Annotated in this window: 20 protein-coding genes and 1 pseudogene; 15 read left to right on the forward strand and 6 right to left on the reverse strand. The window is 70.2% G+C overall.

The annotated features are described in order from the left end of the window. Positions 1–81: 81 nt before the first annotated feature. From JW592_RS33585 to JW592_RS13210, 3 genes and pseudogenes are all read right to left on the reverse strand, one after another. Positions 82–239 (reverse strand): annotated as a pseudogene (locus JW592_RS33585) (DUF1801 domain-containing protein); the annotation flags it as partial. Between the two features lie 232 nt (positions 240–471). Then, a complete protein-coding gene (locus JW592_RS13205; protein WP_229375893.1) occupies positions 472–1248 on the reverse strand; it encodes an ABC transporter ATP-binding protein in 777 nt (258 codons plus the stop codon). Continuing rightward, positions 1245–2333, reverse strand: coding sequence for an ABC transporter permease (locus tag JW592_RS13210; protein WP_209265228.1), 1089 nt, complete (start codon positions 2331–2333; stop codon positions 1245–1247). The genes JW592_RS13205 and JW592_RS13210 overlap by 4 nt, the downstream gene beginning before the upstream one ends. Positions 2334–2504: 171 nt before the next feature. On the opposite strand from JW592_RS13210, the gene JW592_RS13215 reads away from it, so the two are divergent. Beyond that, positions 2505–3725: a sensor histidine kinase gene (locus JW592_RS13215; RefSeq protein ID WP_209265229.1), complete on the forward strand. Its 1221-nt coding sequence runs from the start codon at positions 2505–2507 to the stop codon at positions 3723–3725. After that, complete coding sequence (locus JW592_RS13220) at positions 3722–4360, forward strand: response regulator (RefSeq protein ID WP_209265230.1); 639 nt, start codon at positions 3722–3724, stop codon at positions 4358–4360. The genes JW592_RS13215 and JW592_RS13220 overlap by 4 nt, the downstream gene beginning before the upstream one ends. Positions 4361–4751: 391 nt before the next feature. Here JW592_RS13220 and JW592_RS13225 read toward each other — a convergent pair whose 3' ends face one another. Next, positions 4752–5360: a GNAT family N-acetyltransferase gene (locus JW592_RS13225; RefSeq protein ID WP_307805399.1), complete on the reverse strand. Its 609-nt coding sequence runs from the start codon at positions 5358–5360 to the stop codon at positions 4752–4754. 383 nt (positions 5361–5743) lie between these two features. On the opposite strand from JW592_RS13225, the gene JW592_RS13230 reads away from it, so the two are divergent. From JW592_RS13230 to JW592_RS13290, 13 genes are all read left to right on the forward strand, one after another. Continuing rightward, the gene (locus JW592_RS13230) at positions 5744–7411 is read left to right on the forward strand and encodes an adenosine deaminase family protein (protein ID WP_372446502.1); all 1668 of its coding nucleotides are present in this window, start codon (positions 5744–5746) and stop codon (positions 7409–7411) included. Positions 7412–7824: 413 nt separating this feature from the next. Beyond that, positions 7825–9204, forward strand: a complete 1380-nt coding sequence (locus JW592_RS13235) for an MFS transporter (protein WP_209265231.1) — start codon at positions 7825–7827, stop codon at positions 9202–9204. Positions 9205–9755: 551 nt separating this feature from the next. Next, the gene (locus tag JW592_RS13240; protein ID WP_209265232.1) at positions 9756–11255 is read left to right on the forward strand and encodes a cryptochrome/photolyase family protein; all 1500 of its coding nucleotides are present in this window, start codon (positions 9756–9758) and stop codon (positions 11253–11255) included. A gap of 820 nt (positions 11256–12075) precedes the next feature. Continuing rightward, the gene (locus JW592_RS13245; protein WP_209265233.1) at positions 12076–13149 is read left to right on the forward strand and encodes a DNA polymerase III subunit beta family protein; all 1074 of its coding nucleotides are present in this window, start codon (positions 12076–12078) and stop codon (positions 13147–13149) included. Positions 13150–13171: 22 nt separating this feature from the next. Beyond that, a complete protein-coding gene (locus tag JW592_RS13250; protein ID WP_209265234.1) occupies positions 13172–13681 on the forward strand; it encodes a hypothetical protein in 510 nt (169 codons plus the stop codon). A gap of 335 nt (positions 13682–14016) precedes the next feature. Further along, entirely contained in the window at positions 14017–14391 is a 375-nt protein-coding gene (locus JW592_RS13255; protein ID WP_185015900.1) for a hypothetical protein, read from the forward strand. Positions 14392–15061: 670 nt separating this feature from the next. Then, positions 15062–16609, forward strand: coding sequence for a sodium:solute symporter family protein (locus tag JW592_RS13260; RefSeq protein ID WP_209265235.1), 1548 nt, complete (start codon positions 15062–15064; stop codon positions 16607–16609). Next, entirely contained in the window at positions 16606–17184 is a 579-nt protein-coding gene (locus JW592_RS13265) for a sigma-70 family RNA polymerase sigma factor (RefSeq protein ID WP_209265236.1), read from the forward strand. The genes JW592_RS13260 and JW592_RS13265 overlap by 4 nt, the downstream gene beginning before the upstream one ends. After that, on the forward strand, positions 17181–17504 hold the full coding sequence (locus JW592_RS13270; RefSeq protein ID WP_209265237.1) for a hypothetical protein: 324 nt from the start codon (positions 17181–17183) through the stop codon (positions 17502–17504). The genes JW592_RS13265 and JW592_RS13270 overlap by 4 nt, the downstream gene beginning before the upstream one ends. 79 nt (positions 17505–17583) lie before the next feature. Beyond that, a complete protein-coding gene (locus JW592_RS13275) occupies positions 17584–17823 on the forward strand; it encodes a DUF3311 domain-containing protein (RefSeq protein ID WP_229375895.1) in 240 nt (79 codons plus the stop codon). Between the two features lie 520 nt (positions 17824–18343). Further along, positions 18344–20044: a carbon starvation CstA family protein gene (locus tag JW592_RS13280; RefSeq protein WP_209265239.1), complete on the forward strand. Its 1701-nt coding sequence runs from the start codon at positions 18344–18346 to the stop codon at positions 20042–20044. Then, positions 20041–20298: a cory-CC-star protein gene (locus tag JW592_RS13285; RefSeq protein ID WP_019359067.1), complete on the forward strand. Its 258-nt coding sequence runs from the start codon at positions 20041–20043 to the stop codon at positions 20296–20298. The genes JW592_RS13280 and JW592_RS13285 overlap by 4 nt, the downstream gene beginning before the upstream one ends. Further along, positions 20289–21290 carry an ArsA family ATPase gene (locus JW592_RS13290; RefSeq protein WP_209265240.1) on the forward strand — a complete coding sequence of 334 codons (1002 nt, stop codon included), beginning with the start codon at positions 20289–20291 and terminating at the stop codon, positions 21288–21290. Before JW592_RS13285 ends, JW592_RS13290 begins: the two co-directional genes overlap by 10 nt. Before the next feature lie 148 nt (positions 21291–21438). On the opposite strand, the gene JW592_RS32755 is transcribed toward JW592_RS13290, so the two are convergent. Both JW592_RS32755 and JW592_RS13295 read right to left on the reverse strand, forming a co-directional pair. Further along, positions 21439–21759: a S26 family signal peptidase gene (locus JW592_RS32755; RefSeq protein ID WP_307805400.1), complete on the reverse strand. Its 321-nt coding sequence runs from the start codon at positions 21757–21759 to the stop codon at positions 21439–21441. Between the two features lie 508 nt (positions 21760–22267). Further along, positions 22268–23236: a TrbL/VirB6 family protein gene (locus JW592_RS13295; RefSeq protein ID WP_229375897.1), complete on the reverse strand. Its 969-nt coding sequence runs from the start codon at positions 23234–23236 to the stop codon at positions 22268–22270. Between the last annotated feature and the right edge of the window lie 584 nt (positions 23237–23820).

Here is a 23820-nt window from a genome sequence, read left to right on the forward strand (position 1 = left end):
CGGTGCGGTGAGAGTGGGGCGCCGGGGCCGTTCCGGCTCCGCCGACAACGCGACCGGGCGTTCACCGGGCGTGCGGGCACCTCAGCCGACCACCTGCTTCACGAGCGCGGCGATCCGCGCCTCTTCCTCGGCCGTCCCCTCGGTCAGCGCGACACCGGCGGCCCACATCGTCCCCTCGTCCCCTCGTCCAGCTTCGCCTGGGCGCTGAAGCCGAGCGTCGCGTAGCGCGCCTTGAACTTCGCCGTGACACGGGCTGCGGACAACTTGTGTTCACGGCGCATGGACTCGATGCGGGCCACGGTCTCGCCTGGTGTCCGGGTGGGTTGGTCACGTGGGGTGCTGGGCCGGTCATGCAGACCCCAGCACCCCGTGGCGGCGGTAGCCCGCCGCGCCAATCAGCGCTCTCCATCCGTTGCGCCTCGCGCCGTGGATCGTTGCCGCATCGGCCTGTCTGCGTATCGCGCACAGGGCTCAGCCATCAACACCTCCAGCAGTCGGCACAGCTGTCTGCTGCCCCTCCAACTGCTCCAAGCGCCAACCCGGCGAACCTGTGCGGTCAGAGCACTGGCGAGTGATGGCCGGGAGGCGCAGGCGTCCGTCGTGGATTTCGGCGATCTGGTCGACGGTGGTGAGGTGGGTGCGGTCGTGGGTGACCATGACGGTGGCGGTGGCCTGCTGGTGGGTGAGGCGGGTGATGAGATCGATGACGGCGACGCCGCGTTCGTGGTCGAGGGCGCTGGTGGGTTCGTCGACCAGGAGGACGGTGGGGTCGTTCATCAGGGCGCGGGCGATGTTGACCCGCTGGCGCTGGCCGCCGGAGAGCTGGTGAGGGCGGCGGCCTGCCTGGTCGGCGAGGCCGACGGCGTCGAGGAGTGCCATCGCGCGGTCGCGTGCGGTGCGGGGTTTGCGGCCGTCGATCTGGGCCATGACCTGGAGTTGTTCGGCGGCGGTGAGTGAGGGCAGCAGGTTGGGCTGCTGGAAGACGATGCCGATCTTGTGGCGGCGCAGTTCGGTGAGTTGTCCGCGGGTGAGGCCAACGGTGGAGGTGCCGTCGATGGTGACGGTGCCGGCGTCGGGGGTGATGAGGGTGGCGGCGACGGCCAGGAGGCTGGACTTGCCGGAGCCGGAGGGACCGACCACGGCGGTCAGGCTGCCCTGGGGCACATCGAGTGTGACGTGGTCGAGAGCGGTCAGGCGGGTGTCGCCGTCGGGGAAGGTGAGGGTGATGTCTGTCAGGTACAGGCTCATCGTGTGCTCCCCAAGGCGGTCAGCGGGTCGACGGAGGTGATGCGTCGGATGGACAGGGTGGCTCCGAGAGCGCCGAGGAGGATCATCACGGCGGCCGGGATCAGGACGGTGGCGGGTGTGAGGAGGAACGGCACGGCGGATCCGGATACGAGTGCGCCGAGGGCGGCGGCGATGCCGATGCCGAGCAGGGTGCCGCCGGCGAGGAGGGCGACGGCCTGGCCGAGGGCGTCCTTGAGCAGGCTGGCGGTGGAGGCGCCCAATGCCTTCAGGACGGCGACGTCGCCGCTGCGCTGGATGGTCCAGACGGTGAAGAAGGCGCCGATGACGAGGGCGGAGATGGCGAACAGGAAGCCGCGCATCAGCTGCAGGGAGCCGTTTTCGGACGTATAGGAGCCGATCGCGGACAGCGAGTCCTCGGTGGAGACCGTCCTGGTGCCGACCTGCTGGTCGATGGCCTGCGTATCGGCTTCGGGGGTGGTGCTCAGGGCGATGACGGAGGCCCTCGGGCCCTGGCCGCTGCCGGTGGCCGGCGCTGTCTCCTGCCAGATGCCCAGGCTGGTCCACACGACGGGGGTGTGACTGAAGTAGGCGTCGCCCTTGACGGCAGCCACCTCCAGTTGCCGGCCTGCCAGGGTGAGGGAGTCGCCGACCTGCACGCCGAGGTCGTCGGCGGCTGCGGTGGACAGCACCACCGCTCTGTCACTGATCTTGTCGCTGTCGGGGGCGAGGCGGGAGCCGAGCTCGATGCCGAAGGCCGAGACGGCGGTGTTCCTACCCCCAGCGGTGGCCTTGGTCGTGGTGATCCCCAGTGGTTCGGCGCTTTCGACGCCGGACGCCTTGGCCCACTGCTGCCACTGCGCTTGCGCGACGGTGGAGTTGGAGTACGACAGGTCCTGCCCGCCGCTGGGGGCCTGGAAGGCGATCTTGTCGGCGGGCAGTCCCGTGATCGCGGAGATGTTCTGCTGACCCAGTCCGGCCGTCAGCCCGGACAGCAGCCCGACCAGCAGGGTGATCAGCACGATGACGGTCCCCATCAGGGCGAAGCGCCCCTTGGCGAACTTCAGGTCTCTCCAGGCGACGAACACGGCCGTGATCTGTCCTTTCCGCGGGGAAGCGGTACGCCTCCACCGTCGCGGCCCACCCCCTGTGTGCGCGTCTGGCGCAGGACGGCACTTCGCGGACCAAAAGACGGCACACGGGTTCTGACTTTCGATGGAGGCCCCCGCGACGTCGGCCTCCGTAACCTGGGACGCACTATGAACACCGTCGCCCCTGCCCTGACCCCGACCGCCCGGGCCCTGACCTGGTGCCTGCACCTGATGGTCATCGGACTGCTCGCCCTGGCTGCCGGCCGGGCCGTGACCGGCGACCGGCTCCACGTCGGATTGATCATTGCCACGGCAGCGGCGTGCGGCCTGGTGTACGCGGCCGGGCCCGTGCTGCCGGGCGTACGCGGCTCGCGACGGGCCGCCGGGCTATGGCTGGCCGCGGTGGGCGGTTGCTGGCTGCTGTTGCTGGCCCTGTCCCCCGACGCCGTGTGGGTGGCCTTCCCGCTGTACTTCCTCCAGCTGCACCTGCTGCCCCGCCGCGCCGGCCTGGCCGCCGTGGCCGCCACCGCCGCCGCGGCCATCGCGGGCTTCGCCGCCCACCAGCACTCCTTCAGCCCCGCCATGGCCATCGGTCCCGCGCTCGGCGCCGCCGTGGCGGTCGCGGTGGTGCGGGGGTATCAGGCTCTGTACCGGGAGAGCGAACACCGCCGCCAACTGATCGAGGAGCTCACCACCACCCGCGCCGACCTGGCCGCAGCCCAGCACACCGCCGGTGTGCTGGCCGAACGCGACCGCCTGGCCCGCGAGATCCACGACACCCTCGCCCAAGGCCTCTCCAGCATCCAACTGCTGCTGCGCGCCACCGAACGAGCTCTGCCCCACACACCGCAGAACGCCGCCCACTACGTCGAACAGGCACGGCAGGCGGCCGTCGACAACCTCGCCGAGGCCCGTCGCTTCGTCGCCGCCCTCACCCCACCCACGCTGGAAGGCACCACCCTGGCCGACGCCCTGGAACGTCTGTGCACCACGACCTCCGCCCGGCACCGGCTCACCGCACGCTTCCGCCTCACCGGTGAGCCCACCCCGCTGGCAACCGCGCACGAGGTCGCGCTGCTGCGCATCGCCCAGTCCGCCCTGGCCAACACCGTTCGCCACGCCGAGGCCACCACCGCCGACGTCACCCTCAGCTACCTCGGCGACCGCGTTACCCTCGACGTCGTCGACGACGGATGCGGCTTCGACCCTGCCCGCCTGCCCGCCCCCGACCCCGAGGCCGGCGGGTTCGGGCTGGTCGCCATGCGCACCCGCGCCCAAGCCCTCCAAGGCACCCTCACCGTCGAATCCGCCCCCGGCCACGGCACCGCTCTGGCCGCCCAGCTGCCCCTCACCCCGCCAGCCGAGACCGAGCCCGAGGCCCGCCCGTGACCGACGAAGTCCCCATCCGCCTGCTCCTGGCCGACGACCACCCCGTCGTACGGGCCGGACTGCGCGCCGTGCTGGAAAGCGAGCCCGGCCTCGTCGTCATGGCTGAAGCCGCCACTGCCGAGGACGCCGTCACCCGCGCCGCAGAGGGCGACATCGACGTCGTCTTGATGGACCTGCAGTTCGGCAAGGGCATGGGCGGCGCCGAAGCCACCGCCCGGATCACTGCCCGGCCAGGAGCCCCGCACGTGCTGATCGTCACCACCTACGACTCCGACGCCGACACCCTGCCCGCCATCGAGGCCGGCGCCACCGGCTACCTCCTCAAGGACGCCCCGCCCGAGGACCTGGCCGCCGCCGTACGCACCGCAGCCGCCGGACGCACCGCCCTGGCGCCCACGGTCGCCGACCGGCTGATGAACCGGCTACGCACCCCGGGCATCCACCTGACCCGGCGCGAGACCGAAGTCCTCGCCCTGGTCGCCGACGGCCTGTCCAACCATGCCATCGGCGACCGCCTCCACCTGACCGAAGGCACCGTCAAGTCCCACCTGGCCCGCATCTACGCCAAGCTCGACGTCGACTCACGCACCGCCGCCGTTGCCACGGCAACCGACCTCGGCCTCATCCGCCGCTGACCCGAACGCACGGACGTTGGAGCTGCCGCGAAGCAGATGCAGCACCGGGCGTGCAGCCGCCGCGGACGACTACGGTTCCCACGAACGGAGCGGGCGGTCGCCCGCGGCTCAACTCAGCCGACGCGTCCCGCAAGCCGGGCCATGACCTGGCCGGACTCGGCTCGCCACCGGCCAGGGTCTATGCGCTGGCCTGCGGGCCCCCGCGTGATCTCCAGGAGTCCACAGGGCCCCTGGTGATCACGCAGTTGCTTCACCCGTTCCCGGTCCGGCCCGGTCCGGTCCGGCCCGGCCCGGTCCGGTCCGCGTCAGGATCGCGACCGCCGCCCGCACTGCGATTCCCGGAGAGGGAACCCGCCCGAGTGCGCCCCGTCGCCAGCAGGGATTCCAGAACTCAGCGCGGGTTCTTGCGCATGCACCATGTGTGGGGGCCGCCGTCGGGGAGGGTGACAGCAGCCGTGACCCGGAAGCCGAGTCGCTCGTAGAACCGCACGTTCCGCTCGCTGGAGGTCTCCAGGAACGCCGGGTACCCGGCGTTCCTTGCCTCCTCGAGGCCGGGAACCAGCACCGCGCTGCCAAGGCCCTTCCCCTGCGCTTCGGGAGAGACGGCCACCGTATTGAGGAACCACGCCGGCTCCTGCGGCCGGTACGGGGAAACAGCCTGCTCCGCGGATTCGTAGGCGGCCTGCCGGTCACCGGCCAGCTCACCGAGCACCGGGCCGACCTCGGCGAAAGCAGGCGAGGGATCCTCGTCGGGAGTGGTCCACACGGCGACAGCCCGCCCTTCGTCGGCGACCCACACGCGGCCGTACACCATGCCGATTCGGGTGAGACAGATTTCCTGGAAACGCCGGACCCGTTCCTCATGGCCTTCTGCGGCGATCACGTGCCGGGTGAAGGGGTAGTCGGCGAAGGCTCGGGCAAGTGCGTCGACCGAGGTGGAGATATCGGCGTCGGTGATGGGACGTACGACAGGGACGTTTTCACGGTGTGCCGTGTTCACCGCATCATCTTGTCAGCAGGCGAATGTTTGAGCCGCCCGGCCCCGTTGACGGCCTGGACACCCGGTTCCGGGAGCCGTCAACCTGCCGCAAGATCGCGAAGTCATTCTGGGCGGGGTGTTAGAAGAGGTCGGCCGAGGTGCCCTGCGTGAGGTTCTCGAGGATTGTGCGCAGCCACGGGCTGCGAACTGCAGGTAGCCGGACCAAGGTGTGCTGGAACATTCTCCAGTCGGCCCGGGCTTCGTGGTCGTCCGAGAGGTGGTCAACAGCCCAACTGGACGGGGTGACCTCTGCTGGTAGTGGGCCACGCGGTCAGCTATGGGCCCGTGACACGGTCAGTTGACCGCCGACTCCCGCCGCTCCGAGGGAACCCCACGATCGAGTGATGTCACTGCGACCGCCTTCACGCAGCGCCCGGTCCGTTGATCATGCTGGGGTGACTTATCGATCCCGTATCGGCCGCCGTCGGGTGCTGTACCCGACAGGCGCCGCCGCACTCTGCCTGCTGACCGCGCTGTCCGCGCTGCCGGCCGCCGCCCAGTCCGACGGGGCCCGGTCCGACAAGGCCGGTCCCGCCGCCCGGCCGCCCGCCACGCCCGCCGAGGCGCGCACCGCCGCCTATCTGGAATCCGCCCGCAATGATCCCGGCCGGCTGCGGGACTTCTTCCGGAAGCTGCCCAAGGGCGGCGACCTGCACAACCACCTCTCCGGCGCCGTCACCACCGAGTACCTCATCGAGCTCGCCGCGCAGGACGGGCTGTGCATCGAGAAGAAGACGATGACCGCGGTGCAGCCGCCGTGCAAGGACGGCGCCCGCCCGGCCGCCGACGCGCGCACGGACAAGGCGTTCCACAAAGAGCTGGTGCGGGCCTGGTCCATGGAGGACTTCCCGCAGGGCGAGTCCGGGCACGACCACTTCTTCGCCGCCTTCGGCAAGTTCGGCGAGGTCACCTGGCGGCACCCGGGCAAGCTCCTCGCGGAGGTCGCCGAGCACGCGGCCCAGCAGAACCAGTCCTACCTGGAGACGATGGCGACCCCCGCCTCCGACGGCGCGAAGAAGCTCGCCGAAGAGGTCGGCTGGGACCCGGACCCGGCACGGATGCACCGCAAGCTCCTCGCCGACGGCAAGCTGGACCGGCTGGTGGCGCAGGCCCGGAAGGACGCCGACCGTACAAACGCCGAGTTCCGCACCGAGGCACGCTGCGACACCGCACACCCCCGCCGCGCCTGCACGCTGCCCGTCCGGTGGATCTCGCAGGTCTCCCGCGGCAGTTCACCCGAACGCGTCTTCACCCAGATCGCACTCGGCCTGCGGCTGGCCGAACGCGACCCCCGGTTCGTCGCCGTCAACCTCGTCCAGCCCGAGGACGGCCAGAGCGCACTGCGCAACTACCGGCTCCAGATGCGGATGCTGAACTACCTGGGCGAGCAGTACCCGAAGGCCCACATCACCCTGCACGCCGGGGAGCTGTGGCCCGGGCTGGTCAAGCCGGAGGATCTGTCCTTCCACATCGGTGAGGCGGTGAACGTGGCGAAGGCCGAGCGCATCGGCCACGGCGTCGACCTCGTCCACGAGAACAACTGGCAGCAGCTGGCCCGCACCATGGCCCGCCGGGAGACGGCCGTCGAGGTGCCGCTCACCAGCAATGCACAGATCCTCGGCGTGAAGGGTGACGACCACCCGTTCAACACCTACCGGGCCTACGGCGTGCCCGTCGTCCTGTCCACCGACGACCCGGGCATCTCCCGCACCGACATCGACCGCGAGTTCCAGTACGCGTCCACCACCTACCGGCTGCGCTACCCCGAACTGAAGGACCTGGCGCGGGCCTCGCTGGAATACGCCTTCCTCCCCGGCCGCAGCCTGTGGCGCGGCAATCCGACGCGCGACGGCTACCAGCCCACCTCGGCCTGCGCGAACGAACGCCCCGGCACCGGCAGGCCCGCCGGCGCATGCGGCCGTCTCCTGGCCGACAGCCCGAAGGCAGCCGCCCAGTGGCACCTGGAGTCCGCCTTCACCACCTTCGAACGCACCCAGGTGAGCAAACGCTGACCCCGACCTCGTCACCCACCCCGGCCTCGGCCCCGGCCCCTGACAAGGAGCCGGGGCCGAGGCCGGTACGGTCCGAGGCGCGACAAGCGCGGATACCACGGAACAGGGTCTCCGCCAAGGCGCGAGCCACGAGAACCGGGCCGGGACCGGGCCGAGAGCCCAAGACGCATCTTCCGACGGAGGGCGCCAGAACGGGCGCCTGCGGCGTCTGGATACGCGTTCTCTTCCGGTCGGACCGGGGCAACCGGGCGACCGGCGACCCCAGCCATAAAAGCTAATGATTTGCTTTAGCTGCGAGCGAACCTTACGGTACTTAAAGCTAATGGATTGCTTTTACCTTCGGAAGGGATCCCATGCCCAGCGTCCTGTCCGATCCGCCCGCGATACCCGAACCACCCGCATGCCGCTCCCCCATGACTGCCACGACCTGCGCGGAAGACGATGCGGGAGCGGCGAGCCGTGCGAGAAGCCGCAGGGCTGCTTTCGCGCTCGACACGTCGATCCTGGCGGCGCTCCTGGCCGCGTCCAGCGCCCCGACGCCGCTGTATCCCCTCTACCAGGACCGGTGGGGCATCTCCGCACTCGTCGTCACGGTGGTCTTCAGTGCCTACGCCCTTTCTCTGCTGCTCGCCCTGCTCACCACCGCAGCGCTCTCCGACCACCTGGGGCGGCGCCCAGTGCTGACGGGAGCCCTGCTCGTCGAGGCCGCCGCCATGGTCGTCCTGGCATCGGCGGACAGTGCGGCGCCCCTGATAGCCGCCCGGGTCCTGCAAGGGGTTGCCACAGGCGCGGCCACCAGTGCCGCGGGAGCGGTGCTACTCGACCTGGACGATCCTCGTCGCCCAGGCCGGTCGGCCCTGACCAACAGCATCGCCCCGGTCGCCGGAATGGCAACCGGCGTCCTTGCCGCCACCCTCCTCGTCGCCTTCGCCCCCGCCCCCACCGTCACCGTGTACGTACTGCTGGCCGCCCTGTTCGTCGCCCAGGCGCTCGCGGTCACGTTCACCGAGGAGACGGCCGCCCGCCGTGCCGGTGCGCTGCGGTCGCTGCGCCCACGGCTCCGTGTCCCGGCCACGGCCCGCCCCGCCCTGCTGGCCGTCGGCACCGGGGTCGTCGCCATCTGGGCGCTGGGCGGCTTCTACTCCTCTCTCGGACCGGCCCTGGTGCGCCTGGTGGCGCCCGAGGCGCCGCAGGCGGCTCGCGGCATGGTCTTCTTCGCTCTCAGCGCCAGCGCCGCGCTCACCGTGTGGACGCTGCGGCGTACGGCGCCGTCCACCGCGGCGATCGGCGGCTGCGTGACCGTGCTGCCCGCCACCGCGCTGACCCTGGGCGGCCTGCACGGCGCCGGACTGCCCGCCGTCTACGGCGGCGCGGCCCTGGCCGGCGTGGCCTTCGGCGCCGTCTCACAGGGGGCGCTGCGCATGATCCTCGCCTCGCTCGAGGAGGCCGACCGCGCCACGACCCTGGCCGCCTACTACGTCCTCAGCTACCTCGCGATGAGCCTGCCCGCCGTCGCCGCGGGCGCCGCCACCCAGCTGTACGGGCTCGCGACAACCTCCCACACCTATGCCGTCGTCAGCGCCCTCCTCGCACTGGCAGCCCTGGCGGCTCTTGCGACACTCGCCGCTCCACGGCGTAGGGCAGCACCCATCCCGCAGCCGACCACCTCGACGGACAACAACGGCACCGTCATCGCCCCCGCGACAGTCCAAGACATCGCACCGAGAGCCGATCAGCGCCACAGGCGCCCGTCTGAGCAGTCCGCGGCTCCGGGGTCGGTACCCACCCGCTGAACGGGCGGTTTCACCGGCTGAACGGGTGGTTCGAACGGGTAGCGGACTCACCGCCCCCGCCGCGTATGCGGTAATCGCCTGGCGGCGTCCGGACGAGGCCACCACTCCGCCCCAGCGGCCTGCTCCTGCCAACTGCCGCACCGCTGCGACATGCATGGTGGCTCTGGCGTGACGGAGCCGGGAAACGACCCGGGTGGCTCTCGGAGCAAGCTGCTGAAGGAACGACAGAGACACGGACGGACGGCCAGCGGGTGAGAGGCCGCCACAGCGGAGGCGACCGACAGGAACGGTATGACGAAGCTGAACGGACTCGGCCGGCGATCGCCGGAAAGCGTCGTGGGGCGAGGGATGCGGAGCGTGAGACCTGGTGGCGTCCAGGGGCACCGGGGACCAGGCTTCCAAGCGCGCGACGGACCGGGGCCGAGGACAACCGCGCCTGCCCGAGAGTGAACGGCAGCCGATCACGTGCCAGCAACCGCTCCTCCATCCGGCCCACGGCCGCCGGGCATTCCGAGTACGCACACGGTGGCACCGCGACGAGGGAACACATCATGCACTGGCTTTTCGGGGATCAGCTCGGCCCCCACTTCCTGCGCCCCTCGATGGACAGTGGCCTCACACGCGACACGCCCCTCCTGATGATCGAGGCGCGCTCAGTGTTCCGGCGCCGCCGCTTCCACCGCGCCAAGGCACACCTCGTGCTCTCCGCAATGCGCCACCGGGCAGCCGAACTCGGCGACCGGGTGACCTACGTACGTGCCGACACCTATCGGGAGGGGCTGGCACAGGCGGCGGCCAACGACACGGTCACCGTCCACCGGCCGACCTCGTACGCAGCCGTGCGACTCGTGCGTTCGCTGCCCCGAGTCGCCATGGGCCCGGCGCGCGGCTTCCTGGTTCCCGTCGACGACTTCACGGCGTGGGCAGACGGCCAAGGCGGCCAACGGCTGCGCCAGGAGGACTTCTACCGGTGGGTGCGGCGCGGGCATGATCTGCTGATGGACGGAGACGCTCCGGCCGGCGGCAGGTGGAACTACGACCAGGACAACCGGGAGCCCCCTCCGCGCCGAACTCCCACCCTGTCTGTTCCCGCCCCGTACCGGCCGCAGGAGAGCGCGATCGACGACGAGGTCCGGCGCGATCTGGACCAGTGGGAGAAGGATGGCGACGTTACCTTCGTCGGCCGCGACGGGCCCAGAATGTTCCCCGCCACCCGACGGGAGGCCCGCACCGCCCTGAAGCGTTTCCTCGACCACCGGCTGGCCACTTTCGGGCCGTACGAGGACGCGATGCTCGCCGACGACCCGGTCATGAGCCACAGTCTGCTGTCCTCGTCGCTCAACCTGGGCCTGCTCGACCCGGCGGAATGCGTGGACGGGGCGGAGGCGGCATGGCGGAACGGACAGGCACCGCTGAACAGCGTGGAAGGCTTCATCCGGCAGATCGCCGGCTGGCGCGAGTACGTGTGGCAGCTGTACTGGTACTTCGGGGAGGAGTACCGGCACTCCAACGTCCTGCGCCATACCGACCCGCTGCCCGGCTGGTGGCAGGAGCTGGAGGCGGACGCGGTCCGCGCCCGTTGCCTGCGCACCGTACTGGCCCAGGTGCGGGACACCGGATGGACACACCACATCCCCCGGCTCATGGTTCTCGGCAGTTACGCCCTCCAACAGGGCTGGGACCCGCAGGCCGTCACGGACTGGTTCCACCGCTGCTTCGTGGACGGATACGACTGGGTCATGGCCCCCAACGTGGTCGGCATGTCCCAGTACGCCGACGGGGGCCGGATGACCACCAAGCCGTACACCTCCGGGGGCGCCTACCTGAACCGGATGAGTGACCTGTGCGGGCCCTGCTCCTACCGTCCGGGCGACCGGGTCGGCGAGCACGCCTGTCCGTACACCGTGGGCTACTGGACGTTCCTCGACCGGCACAGAGCCCGGCTCGAACGCAACTACCGCACCGCAAGGGCGGTACGGCAACTTGACGGGCTCCCCGACTTCGAACAGGTCCGCGCACACAAGCACAACCGCGCCGACACACCGCCATGAGACACGCATCGGAGCCGATGGGGTGAACGCGTGCTCTGCCAGATGCGATGCACGGCTAACAACACCAGCAGGTGATGCCGCTCCCCGCGGGATCTTGCGGCAGTGCACCCTCCGCGTTGCCCGGCCCAACGGCCGTGAGGGCTACGGGAGTCGGCACGCATCGAGATCGTTGCACTGGGAAGCCGCGAACGATCCAGGAGTGCCTGCAAGCGGTTCTGTGGGACGGCACACAGGCTCTCGCTCCCATCGATCTGCCGCTGTCCGCCGGACGGGTCGTCGTCCCGCCGAATGACCGGTATGACCGGTGATGTGCCGGTCGCCGTCTCCACCGCCGGTCCAGTACGCCGTCCACGCCGGATCGGCGCCCTCCGGCAGCAGCCGGACCCACCGGGCGGCCGGCGAGGTCGGTCGACGAGACCGAAGCGTGCCCGACGAGCGAATCATCGTCCACATGAGCAGCCGGAACACCTGAAACTGCCGGCTTCATCAGAGTCGGCTCGATACGGGATTGCGCGGTGATCAGCGCGGCGTTCGCCGGGGCAATGGCGCCGGCGTGCAGATGAGTCCGATCCACGTGGGAAAGCCGCGAGCCGCGCCGGTGACTACGGTCCCCATGGGAGAGCCGTGAGCGCCCAGCTACTTGCTCGTCACGTCGATGACCGGATCGGGCTGACGTGCAGCTCGCTGCGGCCGCCAGGCCATCCGTTCTCGACGACACGCCGGGCCAGGCGCAGCCTGCCGGTCGCCGTCAGCAGGGCATCGCGGTGGAACAACACGTCGATGTTGACCTTCGAGTTGGTTGAAGCTCAATGATGGCGACGTGCCGAATTCTGAACTGATGCCAATCGGGGTCTTTGCCCAACGCAGTGGTCTGACGCCCAGCGCGTTGCGGTTCTACGCCGACTCCGGGCTGCTGCCCCCCGCCGAAGTGGACCCGGCCTCGGGCTACCGCTACTACGGCGCTGCCCAGGTGGCACGGGCGACCGCGCTGCGTCAGCTCCGCGAGATCGCCATGCCCCTCCCCGCGGTCGAGGCCGTCCTCGACGCCGGGGCCGACGACGCAGTGCGACTGCTCGACGAGCATGTCGCCAAGATCGTCGACGACGCGGCGACGGCACGGCAGAAGGCCGCCGTGATCAAGTCCGCGCTCGGCGGTGACGTGCCCGGTCTGCTGATCGCCATGCTGAAGGGGCCCGTGCTCGCGGATGCGGTGGAGCAGGTCCTGTCCGCGACGGCGCACGAGCCTGGGATGGCACTGATCGCCGGCTTGCACATCGAGGCGGATCATGAGGCGGTCGCCCTGACGGCGACCGACCGGTACCGGCTCTCCACCCGGACCCTGGTGCCGGCGCGGGCGGCGCAGCAGACGTGGGTCGGCACGGTCGACGGCGACGACCTGCGGGCCGCTGTCGCCACGGTCAGGCGCAGTGCGCTGGTCCGCATCGAAACGGCACCGCACGGGATCTGGCTGCGCATGCCCGAGCGGGAGGACTGGCACTGCCGGTTGCTGTCCGAGGACTTCCCCGATCACCGGCTGATGCTCGCGTCCCTGGGCGAGATCAGCACCCGCGCGATGGTTCCGAAGGATCTTCTGCTGCGCGCTCTGGAAGAACACCCCGGCGAACGCGTCGCACTGCACGTCTCCGATCAGGGGGTGAACCTCCGACCCTCGAACGACGAGGACCCCGGCGTTCAGCTCCCCGCCACCGTGACGGGTGGGGCTCTCCAGATCCGGTTCGAGATGACCACGCTCTATCCCGCCGTGAGCACAGCCATCGGTCCCGACGTGCTGCTCGACCTGAGAGGACACGACAAGCCCGTCACGATCCGCTCCGCCGACCGCGGCGATCTCACCACCCTGGCCATGCCAGTCAAGTTCGACCACTCAGCCTGAGAACGACACCGAGGAAAACGTCATGCCTGCCGCACCCGCCTGCCCCGACCCGACCATGCAAGCCATCAGCCAGGCCGTTACCGAAGGCCGAGGGGGCAACACCCATTCCGCCCGCCAGAAGCTCCTGAAGCTGTGGTCGGCGATCGGCGTCACCGGCGACCCGCTGCACCGCTGCTCACTCGCCCACTACCTGGCAGATCTCTACGAAGACCCTGCCCAGGCCCTCGCCTGGGACGTACGGGCCCTGGACGCTGCCGACGCCATGACCGAGCAGCGCGTCCAGGAGCACCACGCCAGCCTCCACCTCGCCGGGTTCTACCCCTCCCTCCACCTCAACCTGGCCGACAACTACCGCCGACTCGGTTCCTTCGATGCGGCCACCGAGCACATCAACGCGGCTGAAGAGCACGCCCACAACCTCCGCCAGGACGCATATGGTGCCTTCCTGCGCTCCGCCCTTGATGAGGTGGCGGAGGCCATTTCCCGGCGGGACACCACCAAGCGGCCCTCCGCGCCCGGCCCCACCGCATGAGGCACCGGGACCCGCCCGTCGCCGTGCGCCACCTCGCTCACGTCGCCGCAACCGCGTCGCGCGTGCGTCCGACTCGGCGACTCGCATCGGCGAATCGCAGGCCGGCCGACGCCATGATCGCCTCGGATTCACACTTCTGCAGCATTTTGGAGACATGGCGACTCCGTGGAAGAGATTCGCTGCTTTACGCAGTCAACGCTCGGCAGTTCCCGACCATGGAGGCGTTCACTGTTTCCACGTGAACTCGCCCAGGATATTCACGACGCCTGGTACGCACTTCCCGCATCACCTTGCATTCGGCGCGTCACAACAATAGCGAGAGCTATCATGTTTACGTGGATGAGAACAGAGCGCTTCGAGTCGTGGACGCGCTGCGGCAGCGTGGCGTAGACGCTCACCTGGCCCGTGAAGGTGTCTACCAGATCGGTGTGCGCGTGGTTCTGCAGGGTGGTCGTGAGGCTGTCTGGGACACGGACGGCACCCTGGGCCTCGAAGCACAGGTCATGCAGAACGGGACTTTGGTCGGCTTTGTGCCGTCCATCGAGGGCTCCGAGGACTTCGACCTCGATCAGACCGTCGACGCAATCGTGCGGACGGACTACGACAAGCCGATCGCCCGCCACCAGCCCACTGCTCCGCCGCCGTCACCCCCGCTGGCCCCCGAGGGCGGCCTTTTTCGCCGCTTCCTCGGCGGTTTCCGTGAACGCTGAGAGAGACGGTCTCCTTGCCGGCCGCGAGCACGAGCATCGGTGATGACCAATAGTGGATTGCGCATCAGCTCGTCGCCCCTTCCGTCTCGTCGCAAGACGCAGAGCGGCGCTGGCGTCGGCGGCGCCTTTCGGGTTTCCGGGTTTCCGGTTTCCTGGATTTCCGAGGCAGCCGTAGCGGTGAACACCAGAACGCACGAGTCCGAGCAGTACCGCCAGCCCGGCGGGTAGAAACGGCGTCGTCAGTCCGCCTTCCCCTTGAGGCGGCGTGCGAGAGGTACGCGCGGATCAGCACCGACGCTGGCCCATCGCGTGTACACCGCCAGCAGGCACAGGTATGCGACCGGCACCTGGGCGAACTGGTACCGAGAAGCGCGTGCTGGCCGACCTCGGCTCCGCGCCGACTTACCACGGCGTCCAGGGCGGGCCCGCCGCAGGCCCCCGACGGGCCACGATCAACGACATGGCGTGACCGTGACGCACCGTAGCCGGTGACGCACCGTATGCGCTATGGCCTACGATCCTCTCCTGGCCGCTGTAGGTCTGTGCAGGGGCTCTCCACCCGTCGGCAGGGTTGACAGTACATTTCCGGCGGATTTCGATCCCTGTCCTCCGGTCCGGCGGCCCGTACAACTCTTGCGCAAGGGAACAGGCACACCAAGGACGGTGACCCATGGCCGGTACAGCCATGACTGCGACGTTTCTCGCGGTGCTCGCCGGGGCGTCGCTGCTCGCGGTCACCGCGCGCCGCCTGCGTCCCAACGACCGGCTTCCGTCCCTGGAGGGCTGGGCGCTGGCCGACCGGAGCCTTGGACCCCTGTGGACCTGGGTTCTGCTCGGCGGCACGATCTTCACGGCGTACACCTTCACCGCCGTACCAGGACTGGCGTACGGCAACGGCGCGCCCGCGTTCTTCGCGGTGCCCTACACGGTACTCGTCTGTCCGCTCGTCTTCGTCCTGCTGGCCCGGCTGTGGACGGTGGCCCGCCGGCACGGCTACATCACCGTCGCCGACTTCGTGCGCGGACGGTACGGATCCGCGCCACTTGCCCTGGTGGTCGCGCTGACCGGGATCCTCGCGACGATGCCGTATCTGGCGCTGCAGCTACTGGGCATACGTGCGGTGCTGACAGCCGGCGACATGTACCCGCGGGGCGCGACCGGCGATCTGGTGATGGTGGCGCTGTTCGCCGGGCTCGCAGTGGCGACCTACCGACACGGGCTGCGGGCGCCGACCGTCATCTCCGCGCTCAAGGCAGTCGCTGTTTTCGTCTCACTGACCGCCGTGACCTGGCTGGTCCTGGTGCGGCTCGGTGGTCCGGGTGCGGTCTTCGAGGGCGCCGCCCAGCGGCTGGGTTCTTCCGCGCTGCTCCTCAGCCCCGCTCATCAGCCCGCCTACGCCACCCTCGCCCTGGGCTCTGCGCTCGCCCTGCTGATGTATCCGCACGTTCTCACGGCGGGCTTCGCCTCCGACGGTTCGCGCACCCTGCGCAAGACCGCCGTGGCGCTGCCCGCGTGGACCGGGCTGCTCGCACTCTTCGGGTTCCTGGGAATCGCGGCGCTCGCGGTGGGGGTGCGGGCGCCGGAGGGTGCGGCCGAGGCGGCCGTGCCGATGCTGGTGGACCGGCTGATGCCGGGTCCGCTGACCGGGCTGGTGTTCGGAGCGATCACTGTGGGGGCGCTCGTCCCGGCTGCGGTGATGTCGATCGCGGCCGCGACCAGCTTCGTCCGCAATGTCTATGTCGAGTACGTCCATCCGACGGCCACGCCCAAGCGGCAGGTGCGCGTCGCCAAGCTGGTGTCGCTCACCGCGAAGGTGGGCGCGGTGGCGTTCGTTTTCGGGCTGCGCGATCAGGACGCCGTCAACCTCCAGTTGCTCGGCGGGGTCTGGATCCTGCAGATCTTCCCGGCTGTGGCCGTGGGGCTGTACACCCGGTGGCTGCACCCCCGGGCCCTCCTTGCCGGGTGGGGCGTGGGCATGGTGGCCGGGACGTTCCTCGTGGTGCGGGAAGGGTTCTCGCCCATCGTGCCACTCGGCACGGCTGCCGGACCGCTGGAGATATACGTCGGACTCGTCGCGCTGCTGCTCAATCTGACTGTCGCAGTCGCCGGGAGCGTCGCTCTCGAACGTCTCCGCGTCCCGCGCGGCGCCGACCTCACCGACCTGCCCCCGCGTCTGACCGTCAGGCGGCGCCCCGAGACGGGAGCGAACAACCCATGAGACACAGATCCGGCATCCCTGTGCCCGTGCCGCAGCCCGCAGTTCCAGCCGAGGCACTCGCCCCCGCGATCGACGACCCGGCCGACGCGGAAAGGGAGGCCGGTGTTGCTCGGCTGTTCGAACTGCACTACACCCCGATGCTGCGGCTCGCCGTGCTGCTGGGAGCCGACGATCCGGAGAACGTGGTCGCCGAGGCCTACTACCAGATCTACCGCAGATGGCGACGGCTGCGGGACACCGCGGCGGCTGAGGCATACCTGCGCTCCACGGTCTGCAACCTGACGCGGATGCGGATACGCCATCTGCAAATGGCGCGCAAACACGCCGTGAGATCGCCCGACGAGATGGTCGCCTCGGCCGAGAGCACCGCGCTGCTGCGCGACGATCAGCGTGCGCTGATCGACACGCTGCGGCAGCTCCCGACCCGGCAGCGTGAGGCGCTGGTGCTGCGGCACTGGCTCGGGCTGAAGGAAAGCGAGATCGCCGCTGCGATGGGCATTTCCCCCGGATCCGTCAAGACGCATACGGCACGCGGTATCGCAGCGCTGACCCAGGCGATGGAGGCCCGGAAATGAACGACACCAGTCCCGACCGGACGGAGAGGGAACTGGGCGAGGCCCTGGCCGCCCTCGCGGACGGGGTGCGGGGTGCCCCCGACGCCTACAGCACTGCGCGCGGCGACTGGCTGCGCCGCGAGCGTCGGCGCAGACTCGTCCTCGCGGTGCTCATCGCGGTCGTCTTCACCCTGGCCACGCTGATCGGCCTGTGGGTGCTGAACCAGACGCCCTCGGACCGGGGGGTCATCTTTTCCGGTGCGGGGTCCACCAGCGGGGTTCTCGCGTCACTCCCCCGGACCCTCCCCGGCTGCCTCGTGCCCTGCGCCTCAGCCGTGTGACCGCTCGACCGGTTTGATGCCTGCTTTGTTCGCGTAGTCGGCGAGGGAATGGAGCCGCCGTATGCCGGGGAGACCTCAGATGAGACCAGCGGTGATCACACCGGCGCGGGTCGGCATCGCCCTGTGTCTCGTCGCCCCGTTCGTGGCGATGCTGTGGGTCGGCTCCTACGCCAAGACCGACCCCGCCTTGATGGGCATCCCGTTCTTCTACTGGTACCAGATGCTGTGGGTGCCGATTTCCGCAGTGCTGACGATGATTGCCTACCAGCTCTGGCGACGTGACCAACGGGCACGTCGGCGCGGGGTGGCCGCGGAGTGAAAGACGGGGTCCGTGGCGTTTGGTGTGTGCGTCGCGCTGCTTGAAGACCGGGCCCGTCGAGAGTTCCCCGGGCCCGCACAACCGCCGCCCGCCGCCCGCCACCTGAAACTCGCGGAAATCTCCTGTCAACCGAACCGCAACCCCCGGCAACTCCTGAGCAGACCGCCGGGCGACCGGCTCGCGGCATCCAAGCAGGAGGTCAGGGGGCAGCATTGGCGGACAGCGGGTACGGACTCACGCCGGGCCGGGCGGTGACCGACGGCTACGGGCAGGTGTGTGTGGCCGTGACGGGAGAGCTCCGCCACCGCCGCGGCACAGTCGCCGCCCACGCGCAGCACCCCGTGACCGGGTACACCGCCGAGCCGTGCAAAGCGGGCGCAGGCGCCCGATTCCCCGTTCCGGTCGCCGGTCTCCCTCGGTCGAGGAGGGCCACGCTCCACCGTCCACGCTGTCTGCCTGCCAGGCGCACATCCCGTGCAGGGCAACGGCTCAATTTCCCAGAACCCAGAGAGCGTCTCGCATGAACGCACTTCCGCTGCTGTTGATCGGCCTCGCGATATTCGCGGGCGGATATGTCCTCTACTCGAAATTCCTTGGCAACCGGGTCTACAAGCTCGACGCGTCCTTCAAGACGCCCGCGCACGAGCTGCAGGACGGCGTGGACTACGTCCCGACCAACAAGTTCGTGCTGTGGGGTCACCACTTCACCTCGGTCGCGGGGGCAGCGCCGATCGTCGGCCCCGCAGTCGCCGTGATCTGGGGCTGGGTGCCCGCGTTCCTGTGGGTCACCCTCGGCACGGTCTTCTTCGCGGGCATGCACGACCTGGGAGCTCTGTGGGCCTCGGCACGCAACAAGGGCCGCTCGATGGGCACGCTCTCCAGCCGCTACATCGGCGCCCGGGGCGCGAACCTCTTCCTCGTCGTGATCTTCCTGCTGCTCCTGATGGTGATCGCGGCCTTCGCGGTGGTCATCAAGGACCTGCTGATCTCCACCCCTTCGGCGGTGATCCCCGCCTGGGGCGCGGTCGCGGTGGCACTGCTGGTCGGCCAGGCCGTCTACCGCTACCGGATGAACCTCAGCCTGGTCACCGTGGTGGGCGTCGCCGCGCTCTACGGCCTGATCCTCCTCGGCGACGCCGTCCCCGTAGAGCTGCCCGACCCGATCCTGGGCATGTCCCCGGCGACCTTCTGGATCGTCGCCCTCTTCGTCTACGCCGGCATTGCCTCCCTGTTGCCCGTGTGGGTGCTGCTCCAGCCGCGTGACTACATCAACGGCGTCCAGCTCTTCGTCGGGCTGGGCATCCTGTTCGTCGCAGTGCTGCTGAGCGCCCCGACGGTCGTCGCCCCGGCCTTCAACGACACCGTGCCCGCGGGCACCCCGGACCTCCTGCCACTGCTGTTCGTGACCATCGCGTGCGGTGCGATCTCCGGCTTCCACGGCATGGTCTCCTCGGGCACCACCTCGAAGCAGCTGGACAAGGAGACCGACGCCCGCTTCGTCGGCTACTTCGGCGCGGTCGGCGAGGGCATGCTCGCACTCGGCGCGATCATCGCCGCCATCGCGGGCTACCGCACCATGGCCGACTGGAAGGCCGTCTACACCGCCTTCGGCGAGGGCGGCGTCGGGGCATTCGTCGAGGGCGGCGGCGAGATCGTCAACAGCGGCCTGGGCCTGTCGGCCTCGCTGAGCTCGACGGTCCTGGCCACCATGGCGATCCTGTTCGCCGCTACCACCATGGACACCGGTATGCGCCTGCTGCGCTTCGTCGTCCAGGAGGCCGGCGAGGTCGCGAAGTTGAAGATCAGCAATGGCGTCGGCACCCTCATCGCGCTCGCCGCCGGTATGGGACTCACCTTCAGCCAGGGCGCCGATGGCGCCGGCGGCCTCCGTATCTGGCCGCTGTTCGGCACCAGCAACCAGTTGCTGGCCTCCCTGACCCTGTCCATCGTCGCGGTCATGCTGATCCGCAAGCGGCGCAACCCGGCTCCTGCGCTGGTGCCGCTCGCGGTGGTGTTCGTGATGGCGTTCTGGGCCGCGCTCGCGCAGCTCGGCGACCTCTACGACGCCAGGGACTGGCTGCTGCTGACCATCGACGTCGTCATCATCGTCGCCGCCGTGTGGGTCGCCTTCGAGGCAGTCGTCGCGATGCGGCGGGCGTCCCAGGAGCCGCCGGAGGCCGCTGACGCCGATGTGACGGAGAAGGCAGAGGTGACGGGGTGACATCCCGCTGGGCCTCGTTCCGGGCCGGGCTGGAGGAGTTCTACGCCGGTCCCTACCGGCGTACCTTCGCCCGCGCCCGGCGCGAGGAGGACGACCTCTTCCGGATGGTCGTCCTCGCGGAGGCACTGGGCGTGCCCGACCCGGCGGCGTACTACACCGTCGAGCTCATGCCCGCCCTCTACGAGGACTTCCACGCCTGGCACCGCCGGATGGGCATGGACCGCTCGCCACTGGAGCATGTCGGGTGCTGCTAGATCTCATCACCTCACACAGGGTCGTCTTCGTCGGCGGCAAGGGCGGGGTGGGCAAGACGTCCATCGCCGCGGCGCTCGCCCTGGGCCGTGCCAGGGCGGGCGCCCGCGTGCTGCTGGTTTCCACCGACCCCGCCCACAACCTCGGCCACCTCTGGGACCGCCTCGTGGGCGACGAGCCCACACGCCTCGCCGGCCCCGGGGACCTCGCCCCCGGGGCCGGGACGGCGGGTTACGTCGACGGGCTGGAGATCGACCCCGAGCGCACGGTCGAGCAGCACCTGTCCGCGGTCGCCGGGACGATGCGGCGGCTGCTGCCCGAGCGGATGCACGCACCGGCCGCCCGGCACCTGGAGCTGGCCCGGCTGGCACCCGGCACCCACGAGTCGGCGGTGCTGGAGCGGATCGCCGAGGCGGTGGAGCTCGGGGAGGAGGCGTACGACCTGGTCGTCTTCGACACCGCCCCGTCCGGCCACACGCTGCGGCTGCTCGCGCTGCCCGAACAGCTCACCTCCTGGACCGAGACGCTGCTCGCCAACCGCGACCGGTCCGAGCGGTTCGGCGCCGCGGTGCGCGGCCTCGGCGGCGGTGAGCACACGGACCGCGACGCCGAACTGCGCCGGACCCTGCTGCGCCGACGCGACCGCTTCTCCCGGCTGCGCGGGGTGGTGACGGACCCGGCGCAGGCCGGGTTCGTGCTCGTGCTGACCGCCGAGCTGCTTCCGATCGCCGAGACCATGGAGGTGTACGAGAAGCTCACCGGCCTCGGCGTCGAGGTGGCCGCACTCGTCGCCAACCGCCGTTCCCCCGCGGACGCCGGTGAGGTGCTCGCCCGGCGCCGGAGACAGGAGGACCAGCACCTCGTCCGGCTGCGGCAGCAGGTGGACGTACCGCTGCTCAACGTGCCGCTGCTGCCGGGGGACCTGGTGGGCACTCCGGCCCTTGCCGCGCTGGCCGACCTGCTCGGACCCTCCTCATTCCGAGTTTCCGGATGACTTCGGACCACCTGCTGACCGCTGCCGCGCGACGCCCGCTGGCCGCGGGAGAACCTGTCCTCAAGCCAAAGGGACAACAGGCCCTCAGGTCCCTGGTGTCCTCGTCAAACTGCGCAGTCAGCGGAAGGAAGGGGGTTCGGGGCCGTCTTCAGGAACCAGACCCAGTGCGCATGCTCTGGGGCAACCGGGGCTCGTGGGGTCGGGCGAGCAGTACCACTCCCAGTACCCGTGCCACGGGAAAGTAGCCCAATTGCCGTGAATCGACGCTGTGATGCGCGTTGTCCCCGAGAAGTACGAGACGTCCGCGCGGTACGGGCGCGGCGGGGAAAGCGCCGAGAAACCCGAACACCCTGGGCACGCGAGACGCCCGCCGAACCGCCGTCGGCGTCTTCGGTGTTGTCGGAGCCGGCGGTTTCATGTGTCGGCTGACCCCACCGCGGTCGGCTCGGTCGGCGGCGTACGCTCGCATGAGTTCGCAGCGGTGGCGCAGGAAGGCGCGAGCCAGCGCGAGCCGTTGGCCGCTGTCCTCCGGACAGCGTCACGCCCTCCTCCGGGCTGTCCCCTCGCTGTCCGAGGTCATGAAGGCTGCGCCTGGCGCGAGGTGGCGTTGCCCGCACGCCCTGAGGCGCCGATCTGACTTCGAGGACCTCCCCGCAGAGGCAGACCGAGGACATGCGCGACTGCGGGCAGGGCATGCTGGCGGGAACCAGGGCGCTGGGGCCGCGTGCGGTGGTGGCGTTGCCCGGTGCATTCGCGGTGGCGCCCTGGCGGCGCCGAGTCCGAGAGGGCCGGACGCTGCTCGTCCGGTCAGGGGGCGTGCCTTACGACACGTAGCGGCGTACCGCGCGGAAGACCGACGTCCGGTGCCGCGCCGCACCCGCGCCGCCCCGGCCGGGCTCGCGGGAAGGCAGTCGGTCGGCCTCGACGACGGAGGCGGCCTCGATGTCGGGGACGCCCTCGATGTCGGAGGCGAACGTTCATGGCGGCCGTCCCCGCTCACGGCTGCGGAACGCAGCCTTGCTCCTGTGTGCCGCCCGCTCGGACGTGCCCCTGCTTCGGGAGTCGTCCGAGCCCTTCTTCGCGGTCCGCCCTGTTGTCTCCGAGCCGTGGCCCGAGGCTTTTCCCGAGACCTTGCCGGACACCCGGCTCGTGGACTTCTTCGCCGCACGTCCGGCCGACTCAGCGGTCCCGGATGCGGTGTCCCCCACCTCCTCGGCAGCCCGCCCGGCACTGCCGGCCACCTCCTCGGCGGCCTTTCCGGCTCCCCCACCCACGTCCTCGGCGGCCTTTCCGGCTCCCCCACCCACGTCCTCGACCGCCTTCCCGGCTCCCCCACCCACGTCCTTCACGGCTCCGCCCGCGCCCGCCCCGACGTCTTCCACGGCCTTGCCCGCCCCCTGACCCACGTCCTCGACCGCTTCGCCCGCACCCTCCCCCAGCTCGCCAACCGCCTTCCCGGCGCCGCCGCCCAGGCTCTCCGCCGCGGACCCGACGCCGGAGGTCACCTGCTCCAGGATCTGGGGGTTGCGGTCGATGGTCGACAGCACCCTGCCGACGATCGCGGCGACGTTGTCGAGCCGGACCTTGAGCAGGGCCTGCGCCTCCACGCCCTTGATGTCGAGTTCCACGCGGCCAAGCGACACGTCGGCGCCGACGTTGAGCTTGAGGAGGTCCAGGACCTCCGCCTGCAGGGAGACCCTGGCCTGCAGGTCTTCGACCTGCAGATTGATCTCCTCCACCCTCAGCTGCGGTACGTCCAGGAGAACGTCCGGGTCACCGGACCTGTCAACGGACGACGGTGCCTCTGCCAGCTCGCCTTCCAGAGGCTCGTCACCGCCGTCCTCCTCGGCCCACTCCGCGTCGGCCGGCTCCTCGTCCTCACGTTCGTCGTTGTCGGACGGAAGTTCATCGCGCTCCTCCTCGTCCGCACCAGTGTCGTCCCTCATACCGCACCTCAAAGCATTTGCGTGCTTTCCACCGTTTTCACACTAGGGGAGGTGACGGCCTTCCGCGCCCGGAGGCGGGTTGCACCACCCGGCGCGGGATGTACGGACAGTGAACCCGCCTCGCGGCCGGACAGCTCCGTCTCAGCGACGGCGACGCCGGTGGAGAGAAGTGCGCCATTCGCCGGGGTGGAGGCGGCGCCGCGAGCAAACGGCTCGGCTCACCGTCCGAGCGAGGCCAAGAGTGCGCCATGGGCGCGGGGCCGCCACGACAGGGAGCAGCGAGCGCGTCCCGTGCCGTTCTCTGGCCTCATACTCACTCCGGAACTTCTGTGTCACGTGGGGTACTTGAGTCCGGCCATCGGGCAGTGGCGCACGATGCCGCTCGTCGGCGGCATGGCCGGGTGGGACCCGCCCGGCCTCACCTGACCGCCGGGCCCCGCTCTCCCCCAGGGACCGCGAATCGCTCGATCACAACCGAACGGAACCAGCGGGCAGCTGCTCGGACGTGAGGCTGCTGGTCACCTGAGAACGCTCGACTCCCGGCAGCAGCCCGGACGTGCAGCGGTGTGGACCACCCCTCGCTC

The organism is Streptomyces spirodelae, from assembly GCF_017676385.1.
In the GTDB taxonomy this organism is placed as follows: Bacteria; Actinomycetota; Actinomycetes; order Streptomycetales; family Streptomycetaceae; genus Streptomyces; species Streptomyces spirodelae.